Genomic DNA, 20,539 nt, shown 5'->3' with positions numbered 1-20,539 from the left:
CCTACGCGCCCGTCGCGCCACGAAGCCCGGGTACGAGCCAAATCCCCGGTGGGGCTGACGCAATCCTGAACGCCGGACCAGAGCCACCTGCGAGACCCATTCCACCGATCTTCGACGACTTGAACCAAACGGTCCCCCCGGGTTTTCAATACGACCTCGGCGGGCCGGTAGCTGCCCCAACTCGGCGCCCTTCACAAATCGCGGCAACAACCGCGCCTGCCCAAAGTCCGGCTGGTTCGCCATTTCTCGGGGCAATCGGTCGCGTCACGCCCGACGCAGTGCAGGAGGTCGTGCAGCAATCTTTGTTCAAGAACCTCGGTCAGACCCCGACGCCGTGAGCCGCTAGTCGGCGGCGTCAGACGCCCGCCGCTCCCGGTACGCCGCCACGTGCTGACGATTACCGCAGTTGCCGGTGTCGCAGAACTTCCCGGACCGGTTGCGCGACAGATCGAGGAGCACGGCCTCACAGTCCGGCGCGGCACAGGTCTTGAGCCGGCGCAGCTCGCCGGCGCGGATGAGGTCGGCCAGTGCCATCGCCATCTCCGCACCCATGCGCTGCCACAGCGGGTCGTGGATCGACGCCAGGTGCAGGTGCCATTCAGGCATCTCCGGGTGTCGGGTCAACCACGGCGCCGCCCGGGTATCGGACAGGAGGGCGTTGACCTGACCGACGGCGCGTTCCTCGTCGTCGGCAACCGCCCAGATCCGGCCTATCCGGTCGCGGAGTCGATGCACGGACTCCAGTTCGGCCGTATCCCTATCGCGTCGCCCGGTCCAGCCGAAGCCATCGAGGTATTCGTCGAGGGACGCCATGTCACCCAGCTGCTCACCATCGACGCGACCGGTGTTGACCAGCACACACGCGGCCCGCAGAGTGAGTTCTGTGTCATAGGTAAAAATCATTTGACTCATGACTCCTTTCGGCCGTAGCGTCATGACCAACTTTGATTTTACTCATTACATTTCTGGAGGTGTCGCATGACCGCACAGTTGGATCCCCGCCAGCCCACGGTCGATCACTTCCGACTCGGACTGACCTTCGCAGTCGCCTCCGCGTTCGCGTTCGGCATGTCCGGCCCCTTGGCCAAGTCACTCATGGAAGCGGGCTGGAGCCCGACCGCCGCCGTCACCGCCCGGCTAGCGGGTGGCGCGTTGGCAATGATCGTGTTCGCCACGGTGATGAAGCGCGACTGGTTACGCAACGCCGTGGCGCACTGGAAGACGGTCCTGGCGTACGGCATCGTGCCGGTTGCCGGTGCACAATTCTGCTACTTCAACGCCGTCTCGCATCTATCCGTTGGCGTCGCGCTCCTGCTCGAATACACCGCACCGGTGCTCGTCGTGGGTTGGCTGTGGGCCACCACCCGCCAGCGGCCAAGCAACTTGACGCTCGCGGGAGCGGCACTGGCAATCGTCGGAATCATGTTGGTGCTGAACGTCTTCGCGAGTGCGCACATCAATCTCGTCGGTGTCGGCTGGGCGCTGACGGCGGCCGTCTGCGCAGCGTGCTACTTCATGATGTCCGACGAGGTGAGCGCCGACGGCACCGAAGGCAGCCTGCACGCGATCACACTTGCCGCGGGCGGGCTCGTCGTCGGTGCCATCACGGTGGCGCTCCTCGGGCTGTCGGGCGTGATGCCGCTGACCTTCACCACCAACGACACGGTCATCGCGGGGTGGACGACATCGTGGGTGGTTCCGATGATCGCGTTGGCGCTGGTGCCGACGGCGATCGCGTACACCCTCGGCATCATGGGCATTGCTCGGCTACGGCCGCGGTTCGCCTCGCTCGTCGGCCTTGCCGAGGTGCTGTTCGCGGTACTGACCGCGTGGGTCTTGCTCGGCGAGGCGATGACGCCCGTGCAGGCCATCGGCGGCGTGGTCGTGCTGGTAGGACTTGCGCTGGCCAGACAGGGTGACCGGACCGAAAAGGTAGCGCAGGCCAGCTGGCCGGAAACGCCCGTGGACGGCGCCTGCTCGGAGCAAACGGTTCGTCGTGGCTGACCGTCATATGTGAAGATGGCCCACGTGACAATGCTGAAATCGATGGCCCGGCTTGGCGCGCTCGCGTCGGTGATCGCGTGCGGTTCTGCCCTGATCAACGCGGCCCCTGCGGTCGCTGAGGGTGCCTGTTCCGACATCGACGTGGTGTTCGCGCGCGGCACCAACGACACTCCAGGGTTGGGTCGCGTCGGCGACGCGTTCACCGATGCCCTGCGCCCGTTGGTCGGCAGCCGCACTGTCACCACCTACGCGGTGAACTACCCGGCCAGCTACGACTTCCTGGACGCTGCCCAAGGAGCCAACGACGCCGCCGCACACATCGCCGCGACCGTGGCGCAGTGCCCGTCGACCCGCATCGTGCTCGGCGGATATTCGCAGGGTGCCGCGGTGGTCGACATGCTGGCGGGCGTGCCACCGCTTGGCAACAAGATCGGCGAGATCGGCTCGGCGCCGCCGCTGGACAGCAGCCTGGCGTCCTCCATCGCGGCCGTCGCCGTCTTCGGCAACCCCGCGACGAAGTTCAGCAATCCGCTGACCAGCTCGGTGTGGGGAAACCGCGCCATCGATCTGTGCACGGACGGCGATCCGATCTGCTCGCGGGGCCGCAACCCCTTCGCGCACAGCGATTACGTGACCAAGGGGCTCGCCCAACAGGCCGCCAGCTACGTCGCCGGATTCGTTTAGCCAATCTCGCGTTATCATTTGGCGTGACGTTCAGACGAGTGCGCCGCTTCGCCGTTGCCACCGCAACCGCCGCGCTAACTGCCTCCGCCGCTCTGCTCCTCCCCGTTATGTCGCCGCATGCCGTCGGCGGACTGGGTACCGCATCGGCTGACTGCCCCGACATCGAAGTGATCTTCGCCCGCGGCACCACGGAGCCCCCCGGCCTTGGAAAGGTCGGCGGAGCATTCGTCGACCAGCTGCGTGGCAAGGTCGGCGGCCGCTCGGTCGGCAGCTACGCGGTGAACTACCCCGCCTCGTACGACTTCATGGCCGCCGCCAACGGCGCCAACGACGCCAGCGCACACGTCCAGTACATGATGGGCGCCTGCCCCAACACGCGGCTTGTGCTCGGCGGCTACTCGCAGGGCGCGGCCGTGATGGACGTCATCGCCGCGGTGCCGTTCCCATCGTTCGGGTTCGACAACCCGCTACCGCCCAATGCGCCCGACTTCGTCGCTGGGATCGCCGCGTTCGGCAACCCGTCGGCCAAGCTCGGTCTGCCGTTGACCTCCAGCCCGGTCTGGGGCGGACGTGCGATCGACCTGTGCAACGGCGGCGACCCGGTCTGTCAGACCGACGGTGAGAGCGTCCCCGCGCACAGCGCGTACGCAGGCGGCCAGACCAACACCGCGGCGAACTTCATCGCCGGGCTGCTGTAGCCCACGGCCGACACTCACGACAAACGTTCAGTTAGCATTCAGCTGGTGATCCGCCGCCGCCTCGTCAAGGCCATCGTCGCCGCGTCTGCCACTGTGCTCGCGGCGGGCGTCCTGCTCGTCGCACCCGCCGTTACCGGAAGCGGCCTTCCGTCGGCGTCGGCCGCGTGCTCCGACGTCGAGTTGGTGTTCGCGCGCGGCCGGCTGGAGCCGGCAGGCCCCGGTCAGATCGGCAATGCGCTCATCAGTGCGCTACGGGCCAAGTCCAAGAAGAACATCTCCATGTACGCGGTGCGGTATCCCGCCGACAACCAGATCGACGTCGGCGCCAACGACATGAGCCAGCACGTTCAGAACACCATCGCGAATTGCCCCAACACGCGGATCGTGCTCGGCGGGTACTCCTTGGGCGCCGCCGTGACCGATGTGGTGCTGGCCGTGCCCTTCTCGTTCTTCGGCTGGGACAATCCCTTGCCGCCCGAGGCGGAGCAGCACATTGCCGCCGTCGCGCTCTTTGGCAACGGCAGCCAGTGGGCAGGCCCCATCGGAAACTTCAACGGGGTCTACGCCGAGCGCACCATCGAGCTCTGCCATGGCGCGGATCCGATCTGCAACCCGGCCGACCCGGATACGTGGAAGGACAACTGGCCAGCCCACCTCGCCAATGCGTACATCAACGCAGGCATGGTCAACCAGGCCGCCGACTTCGTCGCGGGCCGGATCTAGCGCCCGACGTCGTCTGCCGACCGCACGTCGCGGGTGACCTCGGTCCGCGCCAGCAATTGGTCGTCAGCGGGGTAGTCCACGTGAACCAGGGTCAGCCCCCGCGCGGGCGCAGCGGCGAAGTCGCTGGACCGCCCCGCCGCTGTGAGAAGCGTGGCGCACCAAGCTGGTTCGCGACGCCCCTCCCCCACAGCCAGTAGGGCGCCGACGAGCGAGCGCACCATCGACCAGCAGAACGCATCGGCGACGACGTGCGCGGTGATGCGGGCACCGTCACGCGTCCAATCCAACCGTTGCAGATCGCGAATCGTGGTGGCGCCGTCGCGGTGGCGACAGAACGCGGCAAAGTCGTGCAGCCCCACCAGCGCTCGGGAGGCCTCGACCATGGCGTCGACGTCAAGCGGCCGCATCCACGGCGTGACGTAGCGGGCCAGGTCCGGCTCGACGCCGTACGGCGCGGTCGACAACCGATACTCGTAGTGTCTGCGCAGCGCGGAGAATCGCGCATCGAAGCCGACTGGTGCGCGTACCACCTCGAGCACGCGAACGTCAGCGGGCAGGAACTTGCCGAGCCGGCGCACGAGCGATGCAAATTCGGGCTCACCGGGCCGGGGCTGTCGCGGCCGAGCGTGGTCGAGCGCGATGACTGGCACGTCGACGTGCGCGACCTGACCGGCGGCGTGCACACCGCTGTCGGTACGCCCGGCGGCCCGCACCTGCACCGGGCCGCGGAACACCGTCGACAGCGCCTCCTCGAGCACCCCCGCGACGGTGCGTTGTCCGAGCTGCGCGGCCCAGCCCGCGAATTCCGTTCCGTCGTAGGCGATGTCGAGACGCAGACGAACAAGCCCGCCACCGGAATCGATGGCGGGCGCGTTCGTCATATCACTACGACTTGGCGTCGTCGGCCTTCTCGTCTTCGTCGGCAGGTGCGTCGACCTCGTCCTCGACTGCGTCGACCTCTTCGGCTTCCGCGGTCTGAGCGTCGGCGATCGCCTCATCCTCGACCTTGGCGTCTTCGACGGTCTCCTCGACGGGAGCGTCTTCGACCACCGGAGCGGCCTTCGCTGCCTTCGGCGCCTTGCGGGCCCGGTCGGCTTCGGAGGTCACCGTCTTCTCCCGCACCAGTTCGATGACGGCCATCGGGGCGTTGTCGCCCTTGCGTGCCTCCACCTTGATGATGCGGGTGTAGCCGCCCTCGCGGTCGGCGAAGAAGGGACCGATCTCGGCGAACAGGACGTGCACGACGTCCTTGTCGCGGATCTTCTTCAACACCTCACGCCGGTTGTGCAGCGTGCCCTTCTTGGCATGGGTGATGAGCTTCTCCGCGTACGGCCGCAATGCCCGCGCCTTGGGCTCGGTGGTCTTGATCCGGCCGTGCTCGAAAAGCGACGTGGCCAGGTTGGCCAGCAGCGCCTTCTGGTGCGAGGACGACCCGCCGAGGCGGGGACCCTTGGTGGGCTTGGGCATTGCGACTTCTCCTAAATGGGGCCGGTCCCCGTATCAGGTAGGACCGGGACGGATTGGTGGATTAGAGCTGTTCGGTTTCGGCGTAGTCCTGGGTGTCGTCCAGGTCATAGCTGGCATCGCTGTTCCACGTGCCGGTCGCGACGTCGTAACCGGCGACCTCGGACGGGTCGAACGTGGCCGGACTGTCCTTGAGCGACAGGCCCAGCTGGTGCAGCTTGATCTTCACCTCGTCAATGGACTTCTGGCCGAAGTTGCGGATGTCCAACAGATCGGACTCGGTACGCGAGACGAGCTCGCCCACCGTGTGTACACCCTCGCGCTTGAGGCAGTTGTACGAACGCACCGTCAACTCGAGGTCGTCGATGGGCAGTGCGAACGACGCGATGTGGTCGGCCTCGGCGGGCGACGGCCCGATCTCGATGCCTTCCGCTTCGACGTTGAGTTCCCGTGCCAGCCCGAACAATTCGACCAGCGTCTTGCCGGCCGAGGCCAGCGCGTCACGCGGGGTGATCGAATTCTTGGACTCGACGTCGAGGATCAGCTTGTCGAAGTCGGTGCGCTGCTCGACGCGGGTGGCCTCCACCTTGTACGTGACCTTCAGCACCGGGCTGTAGATGGAATCGACTGGGATGCGGCCGATTTCGGCACCCGAGGCCTTGTTCTGCACGGCCGGGACGTAACCACGACCACGCTCGACGACGAGCTCGACCTCGAGCTTGCCCTTGTCGTTCAGTGTCGCGATGTGCATGTCGGGGTTGTGCACCGTCACGCCGGCGGGCGGGACGATGTCACCGGCGGTGACCGCACCGGGACCCTGCTTGCGCAGGTACATGGTGACGGGCTCGTCCTCTTCGGAGGACACGACCAGGCCCTTGAGGTTCAGGATGATGTCGGTGACGTCTTCCTTCACCCCGGGAACGGTGGTGAACTCGTGCAGCACGCCGTCGATGCGAATGCTGGTGACTGCGGCGCCCGGGATGGACGACAGCAGCGTGCGCCGAAGCGAGTTGCCAAGGGTGTAACCGAATCCCGGCTCCAACGGTTCGATGACGAACTTGGAGCGGTTCTCGGCAAGCGACTCTTCGGACAGGGTGGGGCGCTGAGAGATCAGCATGTGTTTCTCTATCTCCTTCTCGACATCCGCTATTTGATGCCGTTTGGTGTTGATGGTCGGGTGACCCTCAACATGTGCCGCGAAAAGCGGTTACTTCGAGTAGAACTCGACGATGAGCTGCTCGTTGAGCGGCACGTCGATCTGGGCCCGAACGGGCAGCTGGTGGATGAGGATGCGCTGGCGCTCTCCCACGACCTGAAGCCAGGCCGGGGTGGGGCGGTCGCCAGCGAGCTCACGCGCGATGATGAACGGCACGGTGTTCAGCGACGTGTCGCGCACGTCGATGATGTCGTACTGCGAGACGCGGTAGCTCGGGATGTCGACCTTCACGCCGTTGACGGTGAAGTGACCGTGGCTGACCAGCTGACGTGACATGCGGCGCGTGCGGGCGAGCCCGGCGCGGTACACGACGTTGTCCAGCCGACTCTCGAGGATCTGCAGCAGGTTCTCGCCGGTCTTGCCCGAGACGCGATTCGACTCCTCGTAGTAGCGGCGGAACTGCTTCTCCATGACGCCGTAGGTGAAGCGGGCCTTCTGCTTCTCCTGCAGCTGATCGCGGTATTCGCTCTCCTTGATCCGCGCGCGGCCGTGCTGGCCGGGCGGGTAGGGGCGCTTCTCGAATGCTTGGTCGCCACCGACGAGGTCGACGCCGAGGCGGCGCGACTTGCGGGTGACGGGTCCGGTATAACGAGCCATTGTTCAGATCCTCCCTAGACCCGGCGCCGCTTGGGCGGACGGCAGCCGTTGTGCGGCTGCGGTGTGACATCGGAAATGGCGCCGACTTCGAGTCCGGCGGCCTGCAGTGAACGGATCGCGGTCTCGCGGCCCGAGCCGGGGCCCTTCACGAAGACGTCGACCTTCTTGACGCCATGCTCCTGCGCCTTGCGGGCCGCGTTCTCGGCAGCCAACTGGGCGGCGAAGGGAGTCGACTTACGCGAGCCCTTGAAGCCGACGTGTCCCGAAGACGCCCAGGCGATGACGTTGCCCTGCGGATCCGTGATCGACACGATGGTGTTGTTGAACGTGCTCTTGATGTGAGCGGCGCCGTGAGGAACGTTCTTCTTTTCCTTGCGGCGGGTCTTCTGCCCCTTCTTGGGGGCAGCTCCGCCCTTCTTTGCTTGTGCCATCCGGGGTTACCTGACCTTCTTCTTGCCGGCGATGGTGCGCTTCGGACCCTTGCGGGTGCGTGCGTTGGTCTTCGTGCGCTGGCCACGCACCGGCAGGCCGCGACGATGCCGCAGGCCCTGGTAGCAGCCGATCTCGATCTTGCGGCGGATGTCGGCCTGCACTTCGCGGCGCAGATCACCCTCCACCTTGAGGTTGCCCTCGATGTATTCGCGCAGCTGGCTCACCTGATCGTCGGTGAGGTCCTTGGTGCGCAGATCCCGATCGATGCCGGTACCGGCGAGGATCTCCTGGGAGCGGGTACGGCCGATGCCGTAGATATAGGTCAGCGCGATCTCCATGCGCTTGTCGCGCGGGAGGTCAACGCCCATGAGACGTGCCATCAGGCAGTGTTTCCTTCTCTTTGCGGAGGTCTTTTCCCAGTCCGTTCCCGCTTGCTAGCGGGGTCCGGCCTCCGTGCCGGACGTGTGTGGGCAGCCAATCTGCTCACTGGTACTGGGAGGTCTGCATTCAGTTGTGGGTGCTTCGGTCGCGCCCAGCCTCGGGCACTAGCCCTGACGCTGTTTGTGGCGCGGATCGGAGCAGATCACCATGACCCGCCCATGCCGGCGGATCACCCTGCACTTATCGCAGATCGGCTTGACGCTCGGGTTCACCTTCACGGCTGTTCGATCCTTCTGGATTGTTCGGTGACTCGCGCAAGCGCTCGTCACTGGAAAGTAGTTACTTATAGCGGTAAACGATGCGGCCCCGGGTCAGGTCGTAGGGCGAAAGCTCCACTACGACGCGATCCTCGGGGAGGATGCGGATGTAGTGCTGCCGCATCTTGCCGCTGATGTGCGCGAGCACCTTGTGTCCGTTCTCCAGCTCAATGCGAAACATCGCATTGGGCAGGGGTTCGACCACCCGGCCCTCGACCTCGATGGCACCGTCTTTCTTGGCCATGTCCTCCGTTGTCCTGAATTCTTTGGCGCACGTCACCGCCCGTCGAGCAGTGAGGGTCGTGCCCCGTGGCGCAGCTGAAACTCCGACTACAAAACGTGAGCCGGTGACGAGAAATTCCAGTAATTCCAGGGCAGGGCACGCAAGAGCCGGCGCGGAAACCGCACCGTTGGTCAATAGTACCCGCTCAAACGGCCCGCCCAAAATCGTCCATCACCGGGTCACGCGGTTCCCACTCGGGCCAGGTCACGGGCCACATTACCGGCGATGGCGCGTCCCGGCCGCGCGTTCGCTTCAAGCACATCTCCTGACCCGATATCTGTTGGACGCGCAGCGCATACTTATTACCGATGACTGGACCTGCGCCCGAGCCACGTAAACCCGCAATTCTGACCGTCGACGACGACCCCGCAGTCTCGCGTGCGGTTGCCCGCGACCTACGCCGCCACTACGGCGAGCGTTACCGCATCATCCGCGCCGAGTCGGGACCCGACGCACTGGCGGCCATCAAGGAGCTCAAGCTCCGCGGTGACACCGTTGCCGTGTTCGTCGCCGACTACCGCATGCCCCAGATGAGCGGCATCGAGTTCCTCGAAGAGGCGATGGACATCTTCCCGCTCGCGCGTCGGGTGCTGCTGACGGCCTACGCGGACGTCCACGCCGCCATCGACGCCATCAACGTCGTCGACCTGGACAAGTACCTGCAGAAGCCGTGGGATCCGCCCGAGGAGAAGCTGTATCCCGTCATCGACGAGCTGCTCGAGGATTGGCACGCAACCGGCGACCGGGCCATCCCCTATACGAAGGTCATCGGCCACCGGTGGAACCCGAGGTCGTGGGAGGTGCGGCAGTTCCTGGCCCGCAACCAGCACTCCTTCCGCGCGTTCATGGCCGACGAGCCGAAGGGCAAGCAACTGCTCGACGCCGCCGGGCTCGATGGTCTGCAGCTGCCCGTGGTGATCAGCGAGAAGGGCGACGCACTCGTCGAGCCAAGCAACGGCCAACTCGCCACGATGCTCGGGCTGTCCACCGAGCCGTCCCTGCAGATGTACGACCTCGCGGTCATCGGCGGTGGCCCGGCCGGCCTGGCCGCCGCCGTGTACGGGGCGTCCGAGGGGCTCGAGACCGTGCTCATCGAACGCACCACGACCGGCGGGCAGGCCGGCCGCAGTTCCAGGATCGAGAACTACCTCGGCTTCGAGAACGGGGTCTCAGGCGCCGTGCTGACCACGTCCGCCCGCAGGCAGGCCGAACGGTTCGGTGCCGAGGTGATCACCACCCGCCAGGTGGTCAAACTCCACGTCGGCGATGCGGCGCCCACCATCGAGTTCGAGGACGGCAGCACCATCGGGGCGCGCTCGGTGATCCTGGCCACCGGGGTCGAGTACCGCCCGCTGCGGGTCAACGGCTGCTGGGAGAACCCCGACGATCCGGATGGATGTGATTTCACGGATCGCGGCGTCTACTACGGCGCGTCGGTTTCGCAGGCCTCGGAGTGCAAGGGCGAGGACGTCTACATCGTCGGAGGCGCCAACTCGGCGGGCCAGGCCGCGATGTTCATGTCCAAGGAGGCCAACTCGGTGACGCTGCTGGTGCGCGGTCCGTCACTGGAGGCGTCGATGTCGCACTACTTGATCCAGCAGATCGAGCAGAACCCGAAGGTCCACGTCAGAACCTGTACCGAGGTCGTCGACACGTGCGGCGAGGACGGTCACCTCTCCGGGCTATGGCTGGAGAACCGACGCACCGGGGACCGCGAGAAGGTCGACTGCGGCCGGCTGTGTTGCTTCATCGGCGCGGTACCGCGGACCGATTGGCTCCACGGCGATCTGGCCCTGGACGAGCACGGGTTCATCCTGGCCGGCCCGGATCTCAAGGACGTAGTGGGTTGGAACCGGGAAAGGCCGCCACATCATCTGGAAACAAGTGTGCCCGGTGTGTTTGTTGCAGGAGATGTGCGTGCCGAGTCTGCGAAGCGAGTGGCCGCTGCCGTCGGCGAAGGGTCGATGGCCGTGATGTTGGTGCACCGCTACCTGGCCGAGGCCTAGAGAGGAATGTCCCATGGGTGAGACCTGTCTTCCTGACGAACTCCGGACGCTGTTCCTGTTCGAGAAGTTGACCGACCGGCAGCTGCAGAAGTTGTGCGAGAACGGGCACCTCGCCCGCTACGCCCCCGGGCCGATCTGCGTCGAGGGCGAAGCCGCAACGTGCTTCTACGTGCTCATCGAGGGCGAGATCGCGATGTCCAAGCGGTCCGGCGGCGCCGACATCGAGACCACCAGGACGTCGCAGCGCGGCGTGTACTGCGGCGCGTGGAGCGCGTACGTCGACGGTGTGCCCCAGGTGTACGAGTCGTCCGTGCGCGTCACCAAGCCGTCGAAGTTCTTCGTGCTCGACGCGGCGGCCTTCGGCGACTTCGTCAGGGCCGAGCTTCCGATGGCGGTACACCTGCTCGAAGGGCTCAAGGTCGGCGGGCTGCGGCAGCGCCAGATCATCGACCAGCGCGAAAAGCTGCTGGCGCTCGGGCAACTGTCGGCAGGCCTGACCCACCAGCTCAACAACCCGGCCGCGGCCGCGGCGCGGGCGGTATCCGATCTGCGGGAGAAGATCGCGGGCATGCGCCACAAGTTGGCCATGCTCGCCGACGGCAAGTTCACCCCGGAGGGCCTGCGCGTGTTAGTGACCCTCCAGGAAGAGGTGGCCGAACAGGTCGCCAAGTCCAAGGCGCAGGAACTCACCGCGCTCGAAGCGTCCGATCGGGAGGACGCCATCGGGGACTGGCTCGACGACCACGGGATCGCGGGCGCGTGGGACTACGCGCCGACCTTCGTCGAGGCCGGCCTGGACACCGACTGGCTCGAACGCATCTCCGCCTCTATCGACCAGGCGGATGCGTCGGCTTCGCTACAGGGCGCGTTCGGTTGGCTGAAGTACACCATCGACACCGAGCTGATGATGAATCAGATCGCCGAGGCGAGCAGCCGGATCTCCGCGCTGCTGGCAGGTGCAAAGCAGTACTCCCAGATGGATCGCGCGCCGTATCAGAGCGCGAACGTCCACGAGCTCCTGCGCAGCACGGTGATGATGTTCGGGGAGAAGTTGGGCAAGGACAAGCCGGTCAATCTGGTCAAGGACATGGACAAGTCCTTGCCCGAAATACAGTGCTACCCAGGCGATCTCAATCAGGTCTGGACCAATATCATCGACAACGCCATCCAGGCGATGGGCGGCAAGGGCACCTTGACCATCCGCACCTCGGCTGTCGGCGAAGACGCCATCAAGGTCGAGATCTGCGACGACGGCCCCGGCATCCCCAAGGACATCGTCGACCGCATCTTCACGCCGTTCTTCACCACCAAGGCGTTCGGCGAGGGCACCGGGCTCGGGCTCGATCTGGCCTGGCGCATCATCGCCCAGAAGCACCACGGCAACATCCGCGTCGAGTCGAAGCCGGGCGACACCCGGTTCATCATCATTTTGCCGCTGGTCGCCCCGAAGCCCGAGGAAGTGCCCGCCGAGTCGGTGTCTGCGGAATAGTTCGACTCAGTCGGATCGCCACGGAATAGCCGCCATCTCGAGCGAGGTTGACCCGGACATGACGAAACCAGACCTCGGAAAGTTCGGCGTGTTCGGTCGTGGGGCAACCCCGGCGCAGGCGAAGGACATCGAAGCACTCGGCTACGGCGCCATCTGGGTCGGCGGATCGCCGCCTGCCGAACTCGACTGGGTCGAACCCCTGCTTGAAGCCACCAGCACGCTGCAGGTGGCCACCGGCATCGTCAACATCTGGACAGCGGCGGCAGGGCCCGTCAGCGAGTCGTTCCACCGCATCGACAGCGCCTACCCCGGTCGCTTCCTACTCGGCATCGGCGTCGGCCATCCCGAGGCGCACCAGGAGTACAAGAAGCCGTACGACGCGCTCACCGAATACCTGGACAAGCTCGATGAATACGGCGTTCCAAAGGACCGTCGGGTGGTCGCTGCACTGGGGCCGCAGGTGCTCAAGCTGTCGGCCAGGCGTAGCGCGGGCGCCCACCCGTATCTGACGACACCGGAGCACACCGCGCAGGCGCGCGAGCTCATCGGGCCCGACGCCTTCCTGGCCCCTGAACACAAGGTGGTGCTGACCACCGACGCGGACCAGGCGCGCGCAATCGGCCGCAAGGCACTCGAGATCTATCTGAACCTGGCGAACTACACGAACAACTGGAAGAGGCTCGGCTTCACCGAGGCCGACATCGCCAAGCCGGGCAGTGACGCGCTGGTGGACGCGTTCGTCGCGTACGGCACGGTCGACGCCATCGCGGCCCGGCTGAAGGAACATCTCGCTGCTGGCGCGGACCATGTTCCGGTTCAGGTGTTGACGGGTACTGACAAGCTGGTACCCGCACTCGCCGAGCTCGCTGGACCGCTCGGCCTGTCCTGACCTGATCCTCGAAGGGATTTCCCATGACTGACGCCGTTGCCCTGAAGCCAGACCTCGGCCGTTTCGGGGTGTGGACCTTTGGCGCACCCAAACCCGAACAGGCCGTCGAGATCGAAAAGCTGGGCTACGGCGCGGTCTGGATCGGCGGCTCTCCCGCCGGCGATCTGAACTACGTCGACCCGATCCTCGAAGCCACCGAGACGCTGCAGGTGGCCACCGGCATCGTCAACGTGTGGACCGCCGACGCCGCCGAGGTCGCCGCGGCCTACCACCGCGTCGAGGCCGCGTACCCGGGCCGGTTCCTGCTCGGCATCGGCATCGGTCATCCCGAGCACACCGAGGAGTACCGCAAGCCGTACGACGTGCTCGTCGAGTACCTCGACGCGCTGGACGCCGCAAAGGTGCCGACCAGTCGCATGGTCGTCGCCGCGCTCGGCCCCAAGGTGTTGGAACTGTCGGCCAAGCGGAGTGCGGGCGCCCACCCGTATCTGACGACGCCGGAGCACACCGCGCAGGCGCACGAACTCATCGGCAACACGGTGTACTTGGCACCCGAGCACAAGGTGGTGCTGACCACCGACGTCGAGGAGGCCCGCACGGTCGGTCGTGGTGCCGTCGACTTCTATCTTCAGCTCAGTAACTACCTGAACAACTGGAAGCGGCTGGGGTTCACCGACAAGGACCTCGCAAAGCCGGGCAGCGACAAGCTGATCGACGCGGTGGTGGCGTACGGCACCCCGGAGGCCATTGCCGCTCGGCTCAACGAGCACATCGACGCGGGCGCCGACCACGTGTCGATCCAGGTGCTCGGCGGCTGGGACAAGCTGATTCCGACACTCACCCAGTTGGCCGGTCCGTTGGGGCTGAAGGATTAGTCGCTAGGGTTTGACCATGCGGTTACTGGTCACCGGCGGCGCAGGCTTCATCGGCGCCAACTTCGTGCACAGCACAGTGCGTGAACACCCCGACGCGGCGGTGACAGTGCTCGATGCGATGACGTACGCGGGCAGTCGCGAGTCGTTGGCCCCCGTCGACGACGACATCCGGCTGGTGCAGGGCGACATCACTGACGTGGCACTGGTGGACGAACTGGTCGCCGACGCCGACGCCGTCGTCCACTTCGCGGCCGAGACGCACGTCGACAATTCGCTGGCCGATCCCGAACCGTTCTTGCGCACCAATGTGATTGGCACGTTCACGGTGCTCGAGGCCGTGCGACGCCACGGGGTTCGGCTGCACCACGTCTCGACCGACGAGGTCTACGGCGACCTGCCGCTCGACGACCCGGTCCGCTTCACCGAAGCGACGCCATACGACCCGTCGAGCCCCTACTCGTCGACCAAGGCGGCCTCCGACATGCTGGTGCGCGCATGGGTCCGGTCCTACGCCGTGCGCGCGACGATCTCCAACTGTTCCAACAACTATGGGCCGTACCAGCACGTGGAGAAGTTCATCCCCCGCCAGATCACGAACATCCTGACCGGCCGACGGCCCAAGCTGTACGGCGCCGGCGCCAACGTGCGCGACTGGATCCACGTCGAGGACCACAACAGTGCGGTGTGGCGCATCCTCGAAGGCGGGCAACTCGGCCGCACGTACCTGATCGGGGCTGGCGGCGAGCGCGACAATCTCTCGGTGCTGCAGTCGCTGCTTGCGCTGATGGGCCGCGAACCGGACGACTTCGATCACGTCACCGACAGGGTGGGCCACGACTTGCGTTATGCCATCGATCCATCCGCACTGCGCGACGAGTTGGGCTGGGGCCCCAAGCACACCGACTTCGAGGACGGACTTCGCGACACCATCGCGTGGTATCAGGACAACGAATCCTGGTGGCGTCCGCTGAAGGACGGCGTCGAGCAGTCGTATGCGGAGCGCGGCCAGTGACCGCCCGCGAACTCGCGATACCTGGCGCATGGGAGCTCACCCCGATCGTGCGCCCCGACCCTCGCGGGTTGTTCTTCGAATGGTTCACCGATGGTGAATTCACCGCGATGACGGGGCACCCCCTCGACCTTCGGCAGGCCAATGTGTCGGTGTCAGCGGCCGGTGTGCTGCGTGGACTGCACTTCGCCCAACTGCCACCGAGTCAGGCCAAGTACGTGACGTGTCTGCGTGGCGCGGTCTTCGACGTAGTTGTCGACGTCCGGGTCGGCTCGCCGACGTTCGGCCGCTGGGATTCGGTGCTACTCGATGACCGTGACCACCGGACGATCTATCTTTCCGAGGGGCTCGCGCACGGTTTCCTTGCGCTGGAGGATGATTCGACGGTCGCTTATCTGTGCTCGGCTGGCTACTCACCCACTCGCGAGCACACCATCTGCCCTACCGACCCGGCGATCGGGATCGACTGGCCACTCGTCGGAGGGGCCAAGCCGAACCTCTCCGAGCGCGATGCCGCCGCCCCGAAACTCGACGAGGTCCGGGCGGCAGGCCTGCTACCGACGTGGGACGCGGCGCAGGCGTTCATCGACGGGCTCAAGCAGTCGCCCGACGCCGACTGAACCACCAAGCGCCGCAAGCCAACACCGTGACCACCTCGGCCGCCACGCTCAGCAGCGCGTGGGGTGCGGGCTCCCAACCGGTTTCGACGAACCCGGCGATGCCGACCGAGCGCGAGAGCGCGAACGCACCAAGCGCACCGAGGGCCAGTACGCCCGCGGCCCACACCAACCACTCGGGTCCACCGAGCAGCACCAGCACCGCCACGGCGAAGCACACACTCGCCTGTAGGAGGAAACCCGTTCCGATGACCGGGATGTGGGCGTAGCCATGCGCGTACAGATAGGCGTGGCTGACCCCGCTGACGACCAGGCTCGCGGCAATGACCATCCGGAACACGAGCAACCTCATGGCAACGTCCTCTCCTTGAGCGCGAGCGCCGTTTGGCCCTTGCTGTAGCTGACCTCCCTGATCCCGAGCGCGTCATGCAGCTTGCCTGCGGGCAGGGTCAGCGGCTTGGGTGCGGGTCCGTCACCAGGATGAGGTAGCGGGTACGCGGTCGTGGTCCCGCTGAAGAACTTCACGTTGCCTTCGGTTTTCGAGAAGACCTGATGCACATGCCCGTTCAGACACGTCACCGATGCGAATCGCTTCAAATAGGACAGCGCCTCCACGGAATCGTCGGTGCCCCAACCCCAGTCCGGGTACATCGCGAACAGCGGGATGTGGCTGAACACGATGATCGGGGTGTCACTCGACAACGGCGCAACGTCCTTCTTGACGAAGTCGAGCTGGTCTTGGCCCAAGTGTCCGAGCTTGGTCATGTGCAGCGTGTTCACCAACGCGATGACGTGCACGCCCGCGATGTCGAAGCTGTACCAACCGTCGCCGCGGGTACCGGCACCGAAGACCTTGCGGTACTTCTGGCCCGCATCGTCGGTTGAGTCGTGCTCGCCTGGGACGGTGAACACGTGCGGCGTGCTTAGCCCGGACAGCATGTGCTTGACCTGATCGAACTGACCAGGGGTGGCGAGATGCGTGAGATCGCCTGTGTGGATGACGAAGTCGGGGGTGTAGCCGAGATTGTTGATTTGGTTGACGGCATTGGTGAACGAGCCGGTGACGTCGGCGTTGGCGGGGCCGGTGAAGCCGATGTGGCTGTCACTGACCTGCGCGAAGCGCAGGGTGGGCCGCGTCTCGGTCGTGGTGGCCGCCCCCGCAATGTGCGAGATCACCTCACCGCCCACGACGGCTAGCCCGACGGCCGCGCCGAACCAGGCGCTGTGCCTGATCAATTGGCGCCGACTCATCTGCATGGGGTCGCGATCCCCGGTTGACTCGGTCATGGCGTCACCACCACGGTGCCGTGCATGAACGGATGAACCGAGCAGATGTAGTCGAACGTGCCTGCCGTCGGGAATGTGAACGAATACGTGCCGCCGGAGCCGAGCGCCTGTGAGCGGAACGCTCCGCCGTTGTCGACGACGGTGTGCGGGTCCTCGTCCTTGTTGGTCCACGTGACGGTGGTCCCGGCCTTCACGGTCAGAGTCACTGGGGCAAAGGCGAATCCATCGATGTTCACCTCGTTGGGGCCGGCGGGCGCGGCGGGAGCCGACGATCCACCTTCGGTCGCCGACGGCGACCCACTCATTGCGGGCATGCTGCCCATCCCCTGCATGCCCGGGCTAGCGGAGACGTCCGTGCTGAACGTCGGACTCGGTTGACTGGCGGGTTGGTCGGTGGCCGCACATGCGGCCAGTAGCAACGCGGTGGCAGTCAGTACGGCGCTCACCGCGACTGCGACGCGCTGGGTTCGTCGGGACACGACGGGTACCTCCGTTGGCGGTTGACGAGTCCGCGGGCTGCGGGGCTCTCACCAACAGATAGGGAGGCGGGTTACACGCTCAGATCTGCTCGGTGCGACTAGGCGGCGCGAACACTTCAATGGCGCCGTTCATCTCCCGAACCTCCAACTTGGGCAACGGCTTCGGCGAGATCGGCAACTGGTGGGTGAGCACCTGGCCTTCCTTCGAGAACGACGTCGAGTGGCACGGGCAGCGCAGCCGATCATCGGGTCCGTCGAACCACAGTCGGCAACCCTGGTGGGTGCATATCCCCGAGATGCCCTCGGCGCGGCCGTCGACCCGCTGAACGAAACCGACGACGGACCCCAGGTCGAACGGATGCATCGCGCCCTCGGTCACGTCGGCGCTCGAGGCCACGCGCTGCCACGCGCCGTCGGTCGGCACCAGATCTTGTGCCACCTCGGTGTCGTCGGTCTTGCCGCCGCCAATGAGTCGATCCACCGCCACTGCGGCCACTGCGGCGGTGGCCGCGGCGGAAGTGCCGACGATCACCTGCCGACGGTTGGCATGCAACCACGTCGGCGATTCCGGCTCGCCGTCCAGCTGCGCTGCGAGCCGACTGTGCAAGTCCGACAGGAACTCTGGGCGCGGCTCGTCGGCTCCGGGCCTAGCGGCCTGCATCTCGATGGCGGTGCGCACCTGCGCGGCCTCGAAGTCGTCAGGGGCGAAACCCTTGGGCTTGCGGTTACGCATCAGATCGTCGAGGTATTTGCGCAAGCCTCGCTCGTTCATGGCGTGCCCTCCTCGTTGACCTGGGCCGCTAGCCTTAGCGCCCGGTGTTGGAGCACTTTGGCATTGGCCACGCTCACCCCCATCGCCGACGCCGATTCCTTGATCGACAGGTTCTGCAGGAAGCGCAGGTCCAGTATGCGGCGATAGTTGTCGGGCAGCGTTTCCATGACAGTGGCCACGCGTTCGGGTGCCGTGCTGATCGCCTCCTCGCTTTCCGGCGGTGCCGCGATGTCGTCTTCTATCGCGGTGATCTCGCGGCCCATCGTCTGACGCCAGTGCGCCGCCAGCACGGTGCGCGCAGTGTTGCGCAGATACGCGCGCACCTCCGCGACGCTGGCGGTCAGCCGCAGCGGCCGCAAGGCCGCCATGAAGACCTCGGCGGTGAGATCCTCGGCGTCGGCCTGATTTCCGACCCTGGCGTAGATCGTGCGATACACCCAGGTCGCGTTGTCCTGGTATACGGCCTCCCAGTCGGGATAGCGATCATCGGAGGACACCACCCGAAGGGGTCGCGGGTGCGCGCGGTCGCGTCGTGCCGTCACGTGTCGCCTGTCTACTTCGGGGAGGCCGTGCACATCATGAGATAGCGCCAGGGGTTACAGCCCGAATCGGTTCAAAGGACTTTCCAAGCACATCAGAAGGAACGATCTTGAGCACCACGACGTCGAGAACTCCCAGCACGTTCACAGTTCTGAAGCGTGACCAGGGCGAGCCGGCCTCTTGCGCCCGACGTTTCGGAGTTACTAGGATGTCCTAGTAACTCCGAGTAAACGTCTTCGCCTAGGGGCTCCTCATGACCACACAGATTCCGCACTTCATTGGCGGTCAGCGCACCGCCGGCACGTCGACGCGCACCGCTGACGTGCTCAACCCCAGCACGGGCGAGGTTCAGGCCCAGGTACCGATGGCCTCGACGGCCGAGGTCGACGCGGCCGTCGCCATCGCCGTCGAGGCGCAGAAGGAATGGGCCGCCTGGAACCCACAGCGTCGCGCCCGCGTGATGATGAAGTTCGTCGACCTGGTGAACAAGAACGTCGACGAGCTCGCCGAACTGCTCTCCCTCGAGCACGGCAAGACCGTCGCCGACTCGCGCGGTGACATCCAGCGCGGCGTCGAGGTCATCGAGTTCTCCATCGGAATCCCCCACCTACTCAAGGGCGAGTACACCGAGGGCGCGGGTGGCGGCATCGACGTCTACTCGCTGCGTCAGCCGCTGGGCGTCGTCGCGGGCATCACGCCCTTCAACTTCCCCGCGATGATCCCGCTGTGGAAGGCCGGGCCCGCGCTGGCGTGTGGCAACGCCTTCATCCTCAAGCCCAGCGAGCGCGATCCGTCGGTGCCCGTCCGGCTCGCCGAGATCTTCGAAGAGGCCGGGCTGCCCAAGGGTGTGTTCCAGGTAGTCCATGGCGACAAGGAAGCCGTCGACGCCATCCTCGACAACCCCGACATCCAGGCCGTGGGATTCGTCGGAAGCTCCGACATCGCCCAGTACATCTACTCGACGGCCGCGGCCAACGGCAAGCGCGCACAGTGCTTCGGCGGCGCCAAGAACCACATGATCGTGATGCCCGACGCCGATCTCGACCAGGCTGTCGACGCGTTGATCGGCGCGGGCTACGGCAGCGCGGGCGAGCGGTGCATGGCGATCAGTGTCGCGGTCCCGGTCGGCGAAGAAACAGCGAACCGACTTCGCGCCAGGCTCGTCGAGCGCGTCAACCAATTGCGCGTCGGCCACAGTCTCGATCCGAAGGCCGACTACGGACCATTGATCACCTCGGCGGCGCTGGCCAGGGTCAAGGACTACATCGGCCAGGGCATCGACGCTGGCGCGGAGGCCGTCGTCGACGGGCGCGAACGCGCCAGTGACGACCTCACTTTCGGTGACGCGAGCCTCGAAGGCGGCTACTTCATCGGGCCCACCTTGTTCGACCACGTCACCCCCGACATGTCGATCTACAAGGACGAGATCTTTGGGCCGGTGCTGTGCATCGTCCGGACTGAGAGCTACGAAGAGGCCCTTGCGCTTCCTTCCGAGCACGAATACGGAAACGGCGTGGCGATCTTCACCCGCGACGGCGACACCGCGCGCGACTTCGTGTCCCGCGTGCAGGTCGGCATGGTCGGCGTCAACGTGCCGATTCCAGTTCCGGTGGCGTACCACACCTTTGGCGGCTGGAAGCGGTCCGGCTTCGGCGACCTCAACCAGCACGGGCCCGCGTCGATCATCTTCTACACCAAGGTCAAGACGGTCACCCAGCGTTGGCCGTCGGGCATCAAGGATGGCGCCGAGTTCTCCATCCCGACAATGAAGTAGCGC

General features: G+C 65.8%; 25 protein-coding genes. 11 read left to right on the top strand and 14 right to left on the bottom strand.

The features are described 5' to 3' along the window. Window positions 1-342 precede the first annotated feature (342 nt). On the bottom strand, window positions 343-903 hold the full coding sequence (locus SLQ30_RS08080) for a CGNR zinc finger domain-containing protein (protein ID WP_319446073.1): 561 nt from the start codon (window positions 901-903) through the stop codon (window positions 343-345). 75 nt (window positions 904-978) lie between these two features. Here SLQ30_RS08080 and SLQ30_RS08075 point away from each other — a divergent pair, with 75 nt between their 5' ends. Genes SLQ30_RS08075 through SLQ30_RS08060 form a run of 4 tightly spaced genes read left to right on the top strand, consistent with a single transcriptional unit; the run spans window position 979 to window position 4,109 of the window. Then, a complete protein-coding gene (locus SLQ30_RS08075; RefSeq protein WP_319445741.1) occupies window positions 979-2,004 on the top strand; it encodes an EamA family transporter in 1,026 nt (341 codons plus the stop codon). 15 nt (window positions 2,005-2,019) lie between these two features. Beyond that, window positions 2,020-2,688, top strand: coding sequence for a cutinase family protein (locus SLQ30_RS08070; protein WP_319445740.1), 669 nt, complete (start codon window positions 2,020-2,022; stop codon window positions 2,686-2,688). Between the two features lie 23 nt (window positions 2,689-2,711). Continuing rightward, a complete protein-coding gene (locus SLQ30_RS08065) occupies window positions 2,712-3,386 on the top strand; it encodes a cutinase family protein (RefSeq protein ID WP_413467960.1) in 675 nt (224 codons plus the stop codon). Window positions 3,387-3,422: 36 nt separating this feature from the next. Further along, complete coding sequence (locus tag SLQ30_RS08060; RefSeq protein WP_319446071.1) at window positions 3,423-4,109, top strand: cutinase family protein; 687 nt, start codon at window positions 3,423-3,425, stop codon at window positions 4,107-4,109. On the opposite strand, the gene truA is transcribed toward SLQ30_RS08060, so the two are convergent. The 8 genes from truA to infA all read right to left on the bottom strand — a co-directional run bounded on the left by truA (window position 4,106) and on the right by infA (window position 8,760). Next, the gene (gene truA, locus SLQ30_RS08055; protein WP_319445739.1) at window positions 4,106-4,990 is read right to left on the bottom strand and encodes a tRNA pseudouridine(38-40) synthase TruA; all 885 of its coding nucleotides are present in this window, start codon (window positions 4,988-4,990) and stop codon (window positions 4,106-4,108) included. The genes SLQ30_RS08060 and truA overlap by 4 nt on opposite strands. 4 nt (window positions 4,991-4,994) lie before the next feature. Next, window positions 4,995-5,576 carry a 50S ribosomal protein L17 gene (gene rplQ / locus SLQ30_RS08050; RefSeq protein ID WP_319445738.1) on the bottom strand — a complete coding sequence of 194 codons (582 nt, stop codon included), beginning with the start codon at window positions 5,574-5,576 and terminating at the stop codon, window positions 4,995-4,997. A gap of 61 nt (window positions 5,577-5,637) precedes the next feature. Next, window positions 5,638-6,690 carry a DNA-directed RNA polymerase subunit alpha gene (locus SLQ30_RS08045; protein ID WP_319445737.1) on the bottom strand — a complete coding sequence of 351 codons (1,053 nt, stop codon included), beginning with the start codon at window positions 6,688-6,690 and terminating at the stop codon, window positions 5,638-5,640. A 90-nt stretch (window positions 6,691-6,780) separates the two neighbouring features. Further along, the gene (gene rpsD / locus SLQ30_RS08040; protein WP_319445736.1) at window positions 6,781-7,386 is read right to left on the bottom strand and encodes a 30S ribosomal protein S4; all 606 of its coding nucleotides are present in this window, start codon (window positions 7,384-7,386) and stop codon (window positions 6,781-6,783) included. Window positions 7,387-7,400: 14 nt separating this feature from the next. Continuing rightward, entirely contained in the window at window positions 7,401-7,817 is a 417-nt protein-coding gene (gene rpsK, locus SLQ30_RS08035) for a 30S ribosomal protein S11 (protein WP_149375640.1), read from the bottom strand. 6 nt (window positions 7,818-7,823) lie between these two features. Beyond that, window positions 7,824-8,198: a 30S ribosomal protein S13 gene (gene rpsM / locus SLQ30_RS08030; RefSeq protein ID WP_319445735.1), complete on the bottom strand. Its 375-nt coding sequence runs from the start codon at window positions 8,196-8,198 to the stop codon at window positions 7,824-7,826. Between the two features lie 165 nt (window positions 8,199-8,363). After that, on the bottom strand, window positions 8,364-8,477 hold the full coding sequence (rpmJ, locus tag SLQ30_RS08025) for a 50S ribosomal protein L36 (RefSeq protein WP_003879483.1): 114 nt from the start codon (window positions 8,475-8,477) through the stop codon (window positions 8,364-8,366). A 61-nt stretch (window positions 8,478-8,538) separates the two neighbouring features. Next, window positions 8,539-8,760, bottom strand: a complete 222-nt coding sequence (infA, locus tag SLQ30_RS08020; RefSeq protein WP_005140011.1) for a translation initiation factor IF-1 — start codon at window positions 8,758-8,760, stop codon at window positions 8,539-8,541. Between the two features lie 347 nt (window positions 8,761-9,107). On the opposite strand from infA, the gene SLQ30_RS08015 reads away from it, so the two are divergent. Genes SLQ30_RS08015 through rfbC form a run of 6 tightly spaced genes read left to right on the top strand, consistent with a single transcriptional unit; the run spans window position 9,108 to window position 15,687 of the window. Continuing rightward, window positions 9,108-10,805: an FAD-dependent oxidoreductase gene (locus SLQ30_RS08015; RefSeq protein WP_319445734.1), complete on the top strand. Its 1,698-nt coding sequence runs from the start codon at window positions 9,108-9,110 to the stop codon at window positions 10,803-10,805. Between the two features lie 13 nt (window positions 10,806-10,818). Further along, a complete protein-coding gene (locus SLQ30_RS08010) occupies window positions 10,819-12,294 on the top strand; it encodes an ATP-binding protein (protein ID WP_319445733.1) in 1,476 nt (491 codons plus the stop codon). Between the two features lie 58 nt (window positions 12,295-12,352). Further along, on the top strand, window positions 12,353-13,183 hold the full coding sequence (locus SLQ30_RS08005; RefSeq protein WP_319445732.1) for an LLM class F420-dependent oxidoreductase: 831 nt from the start codon (window positions 12,353-12,355) through the stop codon (window positions 13,181-13,183). A 23-nt stretch (window positions 13,184-13,206) separates the two neighbouring features. Beyond that, complete coding sequence (locus SLQ30_RS08000; RefSeq protein WP_319445731.1) at window positions 13,207-14,058, top strand: LLM class F420-dependent oxidoreductase; 852 nt, start codon at window positions 13,207-13,209, stop codon at window positions 14,056-14,058. A 16-nt stretch (window positions 14,059-14,074) separates the two neighbouring features. Continuing rightward, window positions 14,075-15,070 (top strand): dTDP-glucose 4,6-dehydratase, encoded by a 996-nt coding sequence (rfbB, locus tag SLQ30_RS07995; protein WP_319445730.1) that lies wholly within the window; start codon window positions 14,075-14,077, stop codon window positions 15,068-15,070. Beyond that, entirely contained in the window at window positions 15,067-15,687 is a 621-nt protein-coding gene (rfbC, locus tag SLQ30_RS07990; protein WP_319445729.1) for a dTDP-4-dehydrorhamnose 3,5-epimerase, read from the top strand. Before rfbB ends, rfbC begins: the two co-directional genes overlap by 4 nt. Here the strand turns inward: rfbC and SLQ30_RS07985 are convergent. From SLQ30_RS07985 to SLQ30_RS07965, 5 genes are all read right to left on the bottom strand, one after another. Then, window positions 15,662-16,036, bottom strand: a complete 375-nt coding sequence (locus SLQ30_RS07985; protein WP_319445728.1) for a hypothetical protein — start codon at window positions 16,034-16,036, stop codon at window positions 15,662-15,664. The genes rfbC and SLQ30_RS07985 overlap by 26 nt on opposite strands. Further along, on the bottom strand, window positions 16,033-16,971 hold the full coding sequence (locus SLQ30_RS07980; protein WP_319445727.1) for a metallophosphoesterase family protein: 939 nt from the start codon (window positions 16,969-16,971) through the stop codon (window positions 16,033-16,035). The genes SLQ30_RS07985 and SLQ30_RS07980 overlap by 4 nt, the downstream gene beginning before the upstream one ends. Beyond that, window positions 16,968-17,450, bottom strand: coding sequence for a cupredoxin family copper-binding protein (locus SLQ30_RS07975; RefSeq protein WP_319445726.1), 483 nt, complete (start codon window positions 17,448-17,450; stop codon window positions 16,968-16,970). Before SLQ30_RS07975 ends, SLQ30_RS07980 begins: the two co-directional genes overlap by 4 nt. A gap of 79 nt (window positions 17,451-17,529) precedes the next feature. Next, window positions 17,530-18,222, bottom strand: coding sequence for a Rieske (2Fe-2S) protein (locus tag SLQ30_RS07970; protein ID WP_319445725.1), 693 nt, complete (start codon window positions 18,220-18,222; stop codon window positions 17,530-17,532). Next, window positions 18,219-18,764 carry an RNA polymerase sigma factor gene (locus SLQ30_RS07965; RefSeq protein ID WP_319445724.1) on the bottom strand — a complete coding sequence of 182 codons (546 nt, stop codon included), beginning with the start codon at window positions 18,762-18,764 and terminating at the stop codon, window positions 18,219-18,221. The genes SLQ30_RS07970 and SLQ30_RS07965 overlap by 4 nt, the downstream gene beginning before the upstream one ends. A 251-nt stretch (window positions 18,765-19,015) precedes the next feature. Between SLQ30_RS07965 and SLQ30_RS07960 the strand changes: the two genes are divergently transcribed. Beyond that, the gene (locus SLQ30_RS07960) at window positions 19,016-20,536 is read left to right on the top strand and encodes a CoA-acylating methylmalonate-semialdehyde dehydrogenase (RefSeq protein WP_319445723.1); all 1,521 of its coding nucleotides are present in this window, start codon (window positions 19,016-19,018) and stop codon (window positions 20,534-20,536) included. The last annotated feature ends 3 nt before the right edge of the window (window positions 20,537-20,539 follow it).

The sequence above is a fragment of the Mycobacterium sp. RTGN4 genome, assembly GCF_033804635.1.
Classification (GTDB): Bacteria; Actinomycetota; Actinomycetes; order Mycobacteriales; family Mycobacteriaceae; genus Mycobacterium.
Note: the sequence above shows the minus strand (reverse complement) of the source record. Positions and strands in the feature narration are given on the sequence as shown.